Annotated in this window: 8 protein-coding genes; 2 read left to right on the top strand and 6 right to left on the bottom strand. The window is 66.8% G+C overall.

Annotated elements, in window-relative coordinates; genetic code table 11:
• Positions 1-200: 200 nt before the first annotated feature.
• Together CV1CTNOD_RS13255 and CV1CTNOD_RS13250 are read right to left on the bottom strand one after the other, a co-directional pair.
• Complete coding sequence (locus CV1CTNOD_RS13255; protein WP_131786419.1) at positions 201-485, bottom strand: hypothetical protein; 285 nt, start codon at positions 483-485, stop codon at positions 201-203.
• A gap of 15 nt (positions 486-500) precedes the next feature.
• A complete protein-coding gene (locus tag CV1CTNOD_RS13250; protein WP_131786418.1) occupies positions 501-1,661 on the bottom strand; it encodes a branched-chain amino acid ABC transporter substrate-binding protein in 1,161 nt (386 codons plus the stop codon).
• Positions 1,662-2,251: 590 nt separating this feature from the next.
• On the opposite strand from CV1CTNOD_RS13250, the gene CV1CTNOD_RS13245 reads away from it, so the two are divergent.
• Together CV1CTNOD_RS13245 and CV1CTNOD_RS13240 are read left to right on the top strand one after the other, a co-directional pair.
• On the top strand, positions 2,252-3,115 hold the full coding sequence (locus tag CV1CTNOD_RS13245; protein WP_131786417.1) for a 3-hydroxybutyryl-CoA dehydrogenase: 864 nt from the start codon (positions 2,252-2,254) through the stop codon (positions 3,113-3,115).
• 21 nt (positions 3,116-3,136) lie between these two features.
• Entirely contained in the window at positions 3,137-4,297 is a 1,161-nt protein-coding gene (locus tag CV1CTNOD_RS13240) for an acyl-CoA dehydrogenase family protein (RefSeq protein WP_131786416.1), read from the top strand.
• Between the two features lie 141 nt (positions 4,298-4,438).
• On the opposite strand, the gene CV1CTNOD_RS13235 is transcribed toward CV1CTNOD_RS13240, so the two are convergent.
• The 4 genes from CV1CTNOD_RS13235 to CV1CTNOD_RS13215 all read right to left on the bottom strand — a co-directional run bounded on the left by CV1CTNOD_RS13235 (position 4,439) and on the right by CV1CTNOD_RS13215 (position 10,278).
• Positions 4,439-5,488, bottom strand: a complete 1,050-nt coding sequence (locus tag CV1CTNOD_RS13235; RefSeq protein ID WP_131786415.1) for an LLM class F420-dependent oxidoreductase — start codon at positions 5,486-5,488, stop codon at positions 4,439-4,441.
• A gap of 360 nt (positions 5,489-5,848) precedes the next feature.
• Positions 5,849-6,232, bottom strand: a complete 384-nt coding sequence (locus CV1CTNOD_RS13230) for a VOC family protein (RefSeq protein ID WP_131786414.1) — start codon at positions 6,230-6,232, stop codon at positions 5,849-5,851.
• A 206-nt stretch (positions 6,233-6,438) separates the two neighbouring features.
• Positions 6,439-6,843, bottom strand: a complete 405-nt coding sequence (locus CV1CTNOD_RS13225) for a PPOX class F420-dependent oxidoreductase (protein ID WP_131786413.1) — start codon at positions 6,841-6,843, stop codon at positions 6,439-6,441.
• Positions 6,844-8,112: 1,269 nt separating this feature from the next.
• Positions 8,113-10,278 carry a 3-hydroxyacyl-CoA dehydrogenase NAD-binding domain-containing protein gene (locus CV1CTNOD_RS13215; protein ID WP_131786411.1) on the bottom strand — a complete coding sequence of 722 codons (2,166 nt, stop codon included), beginning with the start codon at positions 10,276-10,278 and terminating at the stop codon, positions 8,113-8,115.
• Between the last annotated feature and the right edge of the window lie 83 nt (positions 10,279-10,361).

Raw genomic sequence — 10,361 nt, 5'->3', positions numbered from 1 at the left:
GGGCGGGAGCACGGATCATGGTGGGGGCGGAAAACACAGTGTACAAACAACAGGCGGATGCTCTCCGCCCGGCGAATTGACGCCGATGGCGGTTGGGTCCTAGCGTCCTTGGACAGTGGGACCCGGGGCGGACGAGTAGATAACGTCTGCACACGGGGAAGGTGCGGACGGCGCCAAAGACCGTCCCGGGTCCCACTCATTTATCTGCCGTTTGTAACTGTCAACCGACCGCCGAGCACGCACACGGCGACGATCATCGGTTCGACGTCGACCCTCATCAGGCTCGCGGTGTCGGCGTCCGCCGCGACCGCGCGGATGCCCCGGCCCAGCCGGGTGCCGGCGACCACCCGGTCGACCAGGATGAGCATCATTACCACCATCCCGACGATGACCAGGGTCTGGGGCGATGCGGGGGCGCACCGTGGCGGCGCAGCGACCGGTGCCTGCGGCGAGCGAACGGGTGCCCCCCGCGGGGCACCCGTCATGGCTCAGGACTCGATTCAAGGTTTGATCAGTCCTGCGGTGGTCCCGAGCACGTTCCGCCGGCCACCGCGGACCTGGTAGACGTACACGGTGGAGCCGGTGACGTCACCGGTCGGGGAAAAGACGATCCGCTTGGTGACGCCTTCGAAGTCAACCGATGCGAACGCCTGTGCCACCGCCTCCCGGCTGGCCCCCGGCCCGAGTGTGCGCAGAACCTCGATGACCGCGTTCGTCGCGTCGTACGCCTCGCCGGAATAGGTCCCCGGCTGTGCGCCGTTGTTGACCTGCTTGTAGTCCGCGACGAATCCGGCGGCCCGCGGGTCGCTGTTGGGGTCGCCACACGGACAGGTCAGGTACGCGCCCTCGGCATTCGCCGCACCCGCCTGGGCGATGAACTGGTCGTCGTTCGACCCGTCACCACTCATGAGGGTTCCTGTGAACCCCTTGGCGCGCAACGCCTTGGCCAGCAGCGCAAATTCCTGATAATAGCCGGAGTAGAACACCGTGTCCGGTTTCTCGGATATTATTTTCGTCGCCTCGGAAGTGTAGTCCTTTGTGGGGTTGACGGCGTCATGCGTGACATTCACCCCCTGCGTCCGCAGCTCCTTCTCGAGTACCCCGGACAGGCCTGTGCCGTATTCGCTCTTGTCGTCCAGGGAGAACACCTTCCGGGATTTGAGCGCCTTCGCGACATAGTCGGCGGCGGCGGTACCCTGCACGGTGTCGGGGGCGATCACGCGATAGAAACTGACAAAGCCGAGCTCGGTGAGCTGCGGGTTCGTCGCCGACGGACTCACCGACAGCAGGCTGGCCTGGCTGTAGAGCGGTTCGCTGGCCTTGGTGGCGCCTGAGAAGACCGGCCCGACCACGCCTATGATGTCCGGATCGTCGATGAGTTTCTGGGCGGCGGTGGGACCCTGCTCCGCGCTGCCCTGGTCGTCGGCCTCCACCAGCCGGAGGGTGAACGGGAGGCGCCCGCTTCTGTTGGCGCGGTCGACCGCCGTTCGGGCTCCGTTGACCGCGTTGACGCCGAGTTGCTGGCCGTCACCTGACAGCGGCCCCTGGAAGCCGATGACGTACTCCGTACCCCGGCCGCTGGATGTCCCTCCCCCGCATGCGCCGGCGGTCAGCGCTACCGCGAGCAGTCCGGCGGCAACCGTCGTCGTTCGCCTGGCCATGCCGTTTCCCTTCACCCGTTCCGGTGGGGCGTCACGGGCAGTTCCCGGCAGGGCCCGGCACAGCACGCAGCATCCGCTCCCCGGCGCCGAAGGGCGTCGCGTCCGCTCGGCTGTGTCCGGGACAGTCCGCGCCGTGAGCTGTCCCGTATGGAGCGCAACCGCGGATCCCGCCTGCCGTACCTGCCCCGCCCGGCCCGCTTGCCGAACTATCTGCAACATAACCGCTACAGCTCGCGTCCGAAAACTTGATGTACGCGTGTCATAACAATTAGCAACCGGATGCGAACACTCCCCGCCGGAGCAAGCGGAAAGGGGACGAGCACGACCGACCGGCTCCATCCACAGCTCCGGCTCCGTCTCCGTCTCCGGCTCCGACGACTCGGTTCGACCGCCCGGCCCGGGGTGGGGTGGCAAAAAACGACAGGAAACTTGTATATCCGATAGACGGATGTCAAAATATCTTTTGTTCGCGACGGCGAGGCTCTCAGCTGCCGACGAACACCGGGAGGACACTGAACCGGCGCGGGATCGGCGACCAGGACCGATGCGACGCGCAACGGCCCACCGGGCCAGGACAAGGAGAACCGAACATGAGTGGGATCCACCGGGTCGGGGTTGTGGGTGCCGGGCTGATGGGGTCGGGTATCGCCGAGGTCAGTGCGCGGGCAGGATTAGACGTCCTGGTGACCGAGGCGAATCGGCTCGCGCTTGAGGCGGGCCGGCAGCGGATCGAGAAGTCGTTCGAGCGTGCGGTTCAGGGCGGGAAACTGACCGCGGACGATCGCGATGCGGCGCTGGGCAGGCTACATTACACCACCGACCTGGACGAGTTCGCCGACCGGGATCTGGTGGTCGAGGCCATCGCGGAGAACGAGCAGGTCAAGCTGGAGGTGTTCGCGGCACTGGACAAGGTGGTGTCCTCACCCGATGCGATCCTGGCGTCGAACACCTCGTCGATTCCGATCATGAAGCTGGGTATGGCCACGGCACGGCCCGCATATGTGGTGGGCATCCATTTCTTCAACCCGGTACCGGTGTTGAAGCTGGTGGAGTTGATCCCGTCGCTGTTGACTGCCGAGGAGACCATAGCGGTCGCCACGACCTTCGCCGGTGAGACGCTGGGCAAAACGGTGATCCGCTCGCAGGACAGGGCAGGCTTCGTGGTCAACGCACTGTTGATCCCATATATACTGTCAGCGATCCGGATGATGGAGTCGGGTTTCGCGTCGGTGGAGGACATCGACAACGGCATGGTGCACGGGTGCTCACATCCGATGGGACCACTGCGACTCGCCGATCTGATCGGGCTGGACACCGTGAAGGCGGTGGCGGACTCGATGTACGAGGAGTTCAAGGAACCGCTTTACACCGCTCCGCCACTACTGTTGCGGATGGTCGACGCGGGACTGCTGGGCAAGAAGTCCTACCGTGGCTTCTACGACTATCAGAGTTGATCTTCTCGGGAAGGATCGGGGATGAGCCAGGGCTTCGGGCTTTACCGGCTCGGTGAAGAGCACGACGCGCTGCGTGCGGCTGTACGCGCGCTGGCAGAAAAGGAGATCGCGCCGTACGCGGCGGAAGTGGATGAAGCCGAGCAGTTTCCGACACAGGCTCGGGACGCCCTGGTGAAGGCGGACTTCCATGCGGTGCACATCTCGGAGTCCTACGGCGGGCAGGGCGCGGACGCGGTGTCGGCATGCATCGTGATCGAAGAGGTCGCGCGGGTGTGCGCCTCCTCGTCGTTGATCCCCGCGGTGAACAAGCTGGGCACACAACCGATCATCCTGTCCGCCGGCGAGGAGTTGAAGAACACGGTACTGCCCGACATTGCGGGCGGCGCCATGATCTCGTACGCGCTGTCCGAGCGGGAGGCGGGTTCGGACACCGCGTCGATGCGCACCCGCGCCCGGCTGGACGGGGATCACTGGGTGCTCAACGGTACGAAGACCTGGATCACCAACGCCGGGGAGTCGACCTGGTACACGGTGATGGCGGTGAGCGACCCGAAGGCGGAAAAGCCCTCGCGGGGCATTTCGGCATTCGCGGTGCACCGGGACGACCCGGGTTTCTCGGTGGGGAACAAGGAGCGGAAGCTGGGGATCAAAGGGTCACCGACCCGGGAGATCCACTTCGAGGAGTGCACGATCCCGGCAAATCGGATCATCGGCGAACCGGGAACCGGGTTGAAGACGGCGTTGGCCACGCTGGACCACACCCGTCCGACGATCGCGGTGCAGGCACTGGGAATCGCGCAGGGTGCACTGGACGCGACAGTGGACTACGTGCGGGAACGCAGGCAGTTCGGGCAGCGCATCGGAGATTTCCAGGGTGTGCAGTTCATGCTGGCCGAGATGGCGATGAAGATCGAAGCTGCGCGGCACCTGGTATACGCCTCGGCGGCGACCAGCGAGCGGGGTGAGCCGGAGGCGGGGTTCCGTGCTGCGGCGGCCAAGACGTACGCCTCGGACGTGGCGATGTCGGTGACCACCGACGCGGTACAGCTGTTCGGAGGGGCAGGCTACACCCGGGACTTCCCGGTGGAGCGGATGATGCGCGACGCCAAGATCACCCAGATTTACGAGGGCACCAACCAGATCCTGCGCATGGTCATGGCCCGCCACCTGCTCAGGAGCTGACGCAAACCGCGGGGGCGACCGGCCTGAGGGGCGAAGGCTGGCGTGGGCTCCTCCCGGAGTCCGCACCAGCCGGTGGTGCCTTCTTCCGACCCTGACCGCTTCCGACTCTGACCGCTGCCGGCCCTGACCGGTCTTCCAGCTCTAGTCGATGATCGCGCGTAGCTGTTCGACGGCATGCACACGCTCGGCATGTGTGGCCGCCAGTGGTGTCACGTGCAGGGTCGTGACACCGGCCGCCGCAAAGGCGGCAACCCGATCCTTGACGTACCCAGGCGGACCCACCAGCGAGGTGTTCCGGACCAGGTCGTCCGGGACGGCTGCCGCCGCCTGCTCCTTGTGCCCGGCAAGGTACAGATCCTGGATGACTTCAGCAGCCTGCTCGTACCCGTACCGGCGGGCCAGGTCGTTGTAGAAGTTCTTGCCCTTCGCGCCCATGCCGCCGATGTAGAGGGCCAACTGGGCGCGGTAGGGCTGCAGTAGCGCGGTGTTGTCCTCGATGCCCTCGCCGATGGCGAGGGGCACGCTGGCCGTGATGTCCAGCGGGCCGAGCTGGGGGTCGCGCTTGGCGTAACCCTCCTGCAGGGCGCTTTCCCATGCGTCGGTGACCTTGTCCGGATGGAAGAACAGCGGCAGCCATCCTTCCGCGATCTCGGCAGCCAGCGCGACGTTACGCGGGCCGATCGCGGCCAGGATGATCGGGATCCGGGGCCGTACCGGACGATTTATGATCTTCAGTGGCTTACCGAGACCGCTGCCCTGGCCCTCCGGAAGCGGGATCTGGTAATACCTGCCCTGATGCACGACCGGTTCCCGCCGCCACACCTGGCGACAGATCTCCACCACCTCGCGGGTGCGGGCCAGCGGCGCATCATAGACGACACCGTGAAAGCCCTCGATCACCTGTGGTCCGGAAGCGCCCAGACCCAGCCAGAACCGGCCCCCGGACACGAAGTCCAGGCCCGCGGCGGTCATCGCGGTCAGCGTCGGCGTACGGGTGTACAACTGCAGGATGCCGGAAGTGATCTCCAACCGGCTGGTTCGCGCCGCGATGAAGCCGAGCTGGCTGACCGCGTCAAAGGTGTATACCTCGGGGACCGCAACAATGTCGAGCCCGACCTTCTCGAAATCTTCCAGCTCGGCGACGGTCTCCGCGAAGCCGCCGCTGTAGCTCACAGTCATTCCGATCCGCATCGATCTCCCCGATTCCGCTCACAACAACAGTCATGACTGACTGCAACGATAGCGCCGGCGGACCGGCCCGAGAAAGGACTTCCGCGGCCCTGCCGCAGCCGCCGTTCCCGGCAGCAGCGGCAGCAGGTCGTCGTCCACCTCGTTCGGCGGTTCGGCGGAGCTCTCGGCCTCCGGCGGAGCTCTCGGCGATCTCACCTGCCGATGACGCACCGCCGTCCGACGAAGGCCGACGAGTTCCGATCAGCAACCCGGGGACCTGGGGACCTGGAGACCTGGGCCTCCCAGATCGGCTTCCGGGCCCCCGAGCGCGAGAAAAATATGATCGCGCCGCCTTTGGCCTTCTCCGGCGCAGTCGGGCTGTCAGGCCCCGCTTCCGTAGGGGCGGGTGAGAACCTCGAGCAGGTGACCGTCCGGATCCTCGAAGTAAACCCCGCGGCCGCCGTCGCCGTGGTTGATCTCGCCTGGCCGGCTGCGGCCCGGATCGGCCCAGTAGCGGATACCGCGCTCACGGATCCGTCCGAAGATCTCCTCGAACTCCGCTTCACTGATAAGGAAGGCGTAGTGTTGCGGAACGATCGTTGCTTTGGTCTCGGCGAAGTCGAGACTCACGCCGTTGTCGGCCGTGACCACGAGGAAGTGCCCGAACGGCGTGGGGGCGTCCAACCCAAGAATTCCGGCGAGAAAGGCGGCCGACGCGCTCTTGTCATGGGCTGACACGATGGTGTGATTCAGCTGTACGGTCATGGTAGTGACCTTTCTGGTGTCTGCTGTGTCTACTGTCTGCCGTGATGGGCGAATCCGTTGTCTGCTGTGGTGGGCGGACGCAATTTCGACGATCATCGGCTCCGGACGCTGGGCTACACCGCACGCGGGCGGACGGCACGCGGACGGTTCGAACACCGACTCCGAACTGCCGCAACTCGTGGACGCCCGCGCACCAGTGAACGGGATCACACTGTGGCGTCCCGAGCCGACATCCTCGGGGCGTCCGGGTCGATGCCCCAGCTGATGATGCGCCGCGGATGGATGCGGATGACTTCGCGGCTCAGGTAGGCCGCGGGCGGGTCCTCATCCGTCACCGCCTCCGCCTTGCCGCGGATCTCCAGGCCGCGGACCCGCCACGGGTCCACGGAGGCTATGTCGTCGACGACCAGGGAGACGGCCGCGGTGGCGGCGACGTTCCGGAACTTGCGGCTGCCACCCAGGCTGTAGCCGTGGATGTCGATGGTGCCGGCGGCCTCGTTGTAACGGAAGCCCACCGGGCTGTTCTGCGGCGAGCCGTCGGGCGCGACCGTGGCGAGCCGTCCGAGCCGCTGGCCGGCGAGGTAGGTGCGTTCGATGTCGGTGAAGGACATGACAACAGCCTGCAACCTGAACCGCACTTCATGTCAATAGGGGATGGCACGGGCGGTTTCGACGCCACGACCAGGCAGTTGATCGACAGCTGGACGGTCGATACGGTGTCGTGCCGCTAGTCGATCCCGACGTCCTTGTCGGACTCTGCGCCAACACAAGGTGTGAGCCCTGAAGGACGACCCGGAAATCTGACCTTCAACGTAGGCGGGGCACCGGACAGAACGCTCTAAGATCTTGATCGTGGCTGCGGGCGAACGCACGGAGCACGACTATTTCAAGGGCTTGGCATGGGTTCAAGGGCTTGGCACGGGCAGTGCGAGCAACAGGAATTCGCGTCGTCCAGGCAAAACCCGTCGCGGACATCCTCGGTGTCGGGACGGCCGAGTTCTTCGTGACCGAACGGGGATGCGCTGGCGGCCGGGAACCGGAGGCCGGCCGGTAGCGATCCGCGGGAACACCGTACGGAAGGGCGAGTCACCGCAGCCTCGAGCAGACGCCGCCGAACTAGACATATATGCGGCAAACCTGGAAATTTATCCCATAGAGACCCAGTTGCGCGCGCCCCGGAGCGCGCATGTGCGGGGGTGGGGAGAATGGCCGTCGTCGAGTGGTGGAAATGTCCGAATCGGCGACTAGACTCGTACGCATGTTCGAATCCAAGGTGGGCGTCTCCGATCCGCCCGCCGGCACCCTCCCCCTCGCGTGGCCCATCGGCATCACCCCTGTGCCCGCTACCAGCGCCGGCCCGGCTGGTCCACGCCCGGGACCGGACCTGCCGGTTTCCGGGCTGTCGGAAACCCGCCCGGTTCTGCGACCTGGACCATGTCCGCCCCTACACCGACGGCGGGCCGACAGCCGAAGATGAAGCTTTGGATTCCGGAGGCCTCGACGAGCACGCGTAGCGCTCCATGGCCACGATCCTTCCCCCTCAGGGACCCCCCAGAGACCCCCTAAAGCCGCACCCTGGCGCCTTACGCTGCCTATCGACGTATACCGATCACATCTCGGGTCCGCAACGGACGGACCCCGATAGGCACCCCCGCCGATCCTCCGCCCCGCCCTGCACCCATCCCTGACGGACATTCCTACCGGCCTGTCGGACATCCCTGCCGGGGTGGCGGTGCTTGTCGTGGTCGCGATGACGGTAACGCCGCGTTGGCCCCCTGACCGGGGCCTCCCTCAACCACATCGAACGCTTCTTCCGCCTTGACCGCTTCACCACGCCGGAACGCCCCGACGGCGCGGCCGTACGCGTCCACGCCCCGTGATCAGGCGTACGTCTCGCCGTGCTCGGCCCTGGCCACCAGCGACGCCGGTGGGGTGAGGTGCTCGCCGTAGCGTCCGGCGAGCACCCACGCACGGGCGACGAACCCCGGCAGCCCACCCTGGTAGCCGTTGATGTACTGGATGACGCCACCGGTCCACGCCGGGAAGCCGATTCCCAGGATCGAACCGATGTTCGCCTCCGGCACAGAGCGCAGCACGCCCTCGTCGAAGCAGCGGACAGTCTCCAGCGCCTCAGCGAACAGCATGCGCTCCTTCATGTCCTCGAAGGGGATCTCGTGGCCGTCCTTGACGAAGTGCTCATGGAGGCCCTTCCAGAGACCGGCCCGCTTTCCATCGACGTACTCGTAGAAACCGGCGCCGCCGGAGCGCCCAGGCCGCCCGAACTCGTCGATCAGCCGGTCGACTACCGCCTCGTAACCGCGCTCCCGCCACACACCGCCGGCGGCCTGCAGGGCCGCCCTGGACTCCTGACGGATCTTGCGTGGCAGGGTGAGCGTGAGCTCGTCGAGCAGCTGCAGCGGTGGGGCCGGGTAGCCGGCCTGCGCACCGGCCTGCTCGATGGAGGCGGGGTTAAGCCCCTCGCCGACCATCTCGACGGCCTCGTTGAGGAACGTGCCGATGACGCGGCTGGTGAAGAAACCGCGGCTGTCGTTGACGACGATCGGCGTCTTGCGGATCTGCTGGACGACGTCGAACGCGCGGGCGAGTGCGGCGTCGCCCGTCTTCTCACCGACGATGATCTCCACCAGCGGCATCTTGTCGACGGGCGAGAAGAAGTGCAGGCCGATGAAGTCCTCCTGCCGCTGCACGCCGTGGGCGAGCGTCGTGATCGGCAGTGTGGAGGTGTTGGAGCACAGCAGCGCGTCCGGGGCGACGACGTCCTGGATCTCCCGGAAGACCTTGTGCTTGAGCTCGGGGCTTTCGAACACCGCCTCGATGACGAGGTCGGCGCCGGCGAGGTCGGCCACGTCGGCGGTCGGGGTGATCCGGGCGAGCAACGCGTCGCCGGCCTGCTGGGTCGTGCGGCCCCGCTGCACCGCCTTGGCGACGAGGTTCTCCGAGTACCCCTTGCCCTGCACGGCCGCGTCGAGGGTGACGTCCTTGAGGAGGACGTCTGCGCCCGCCTTCGCGTAGACGTAGGCGATCGCCGCGCCCATCATCCCCGCGCCGAGCACCGCCACTTTGCTCGCCGGCGACGTCGGGTGGCCGGCCGGCCGGCTGGCACCGGAGTTGATGTGCTGGATGTCGAAGAAGAACGCCTGGATCATGTTCTTCGCGACCTGGCCGGTGACGAGGTCGAGGAAGTAACGCGACTCGATCACGAACGCCGTGTCGACGTCGACCTGGGCGCCCTCGACCGCGGCCGCGAGGATGGCCGGCGGCGCCGGCAGGTTCGTGCCCTTGAGCTGCTTGCGCAGGTTCGCCGGCAGCGCCGGAAGGTTGGCGGCGAACGCCGGGGTGGACGGTGCGCCGCCCGGTATCTTGTACCCCTTCGTGTCCCAGGGCTGCGCGGCGGCCGGGTTGGCTTTGATCCATGCCTTGGCGGCCGGCACCAGCTCGTCGACCGAACCGACCAGCTCGTGTACCAGACCGATCTCCCGCGCCTTGGCCGGGGTGTGTCGCTGGCCCTGCAGCAGGACGCCCAGCAGCGCGTTCACGATGCCGAGCAGGCGCACGGTGCGCGCGACGCCGCCGGCGGCCGGCAGCAGGCCGAGGGTGACCTCCGGCAGGCCGAGCTGCAGGCCGCGGACGTCGGCGACGATCCGGTGATGGGCGGCGAGCGCGATCTCCAGGCCGCCGCCGAGCGCCGAGCCGTTGATCGCCGCGACGACCGGGCGGCCGAACGTCTCCAGCCGGCGCAGCTGGTTCTTCACGGCGGTCACGTCGTCGAAGACGGCCTGCCGGTCGTCCGGACCCGTTCTGATCAGATCACGCAGGTCGCCGCCGGCGAAGAAGGACTTCTTCCCCGATGTCAGCACGACACCGGTGACGGTGTCCTTCTCCCGCTCCAGCCGCTCGACCACCGCGCCCATCGATGCGGTGTAGGCGGCGTTCATGGTGTTGGCGGACTGGTTCGGGTCGTCCAACGTCAACACGACGATGCCGTCGGCGTCCTGCTCCCAGCAGATGGTGTTCGGCTCGGTCATCGGTGGTCTCTCGTCTCCAGGTCGTGAGCGCGTGGGCGGCGGGCCCGGGGGCGCTGATGGGAGCCGGCTCGGGCACGGCGGTG

The sequence above is a fragment of the Protofrankia symbiont of Coriaria ruscifolia genome, assembly GCF_900634745.1.
Taxonomy (GTDB): Bacteria; Actinomycetota; Actinomycetes; order Frankiales; family Frankiaceae; genus Protofrankia; species Protofrankia californiensis.
The sequence above is the reverse complement of the archived record's forward strand: the minus strand, read 5'-3'. Positions and strand labels throughout refer to the sequence as shown.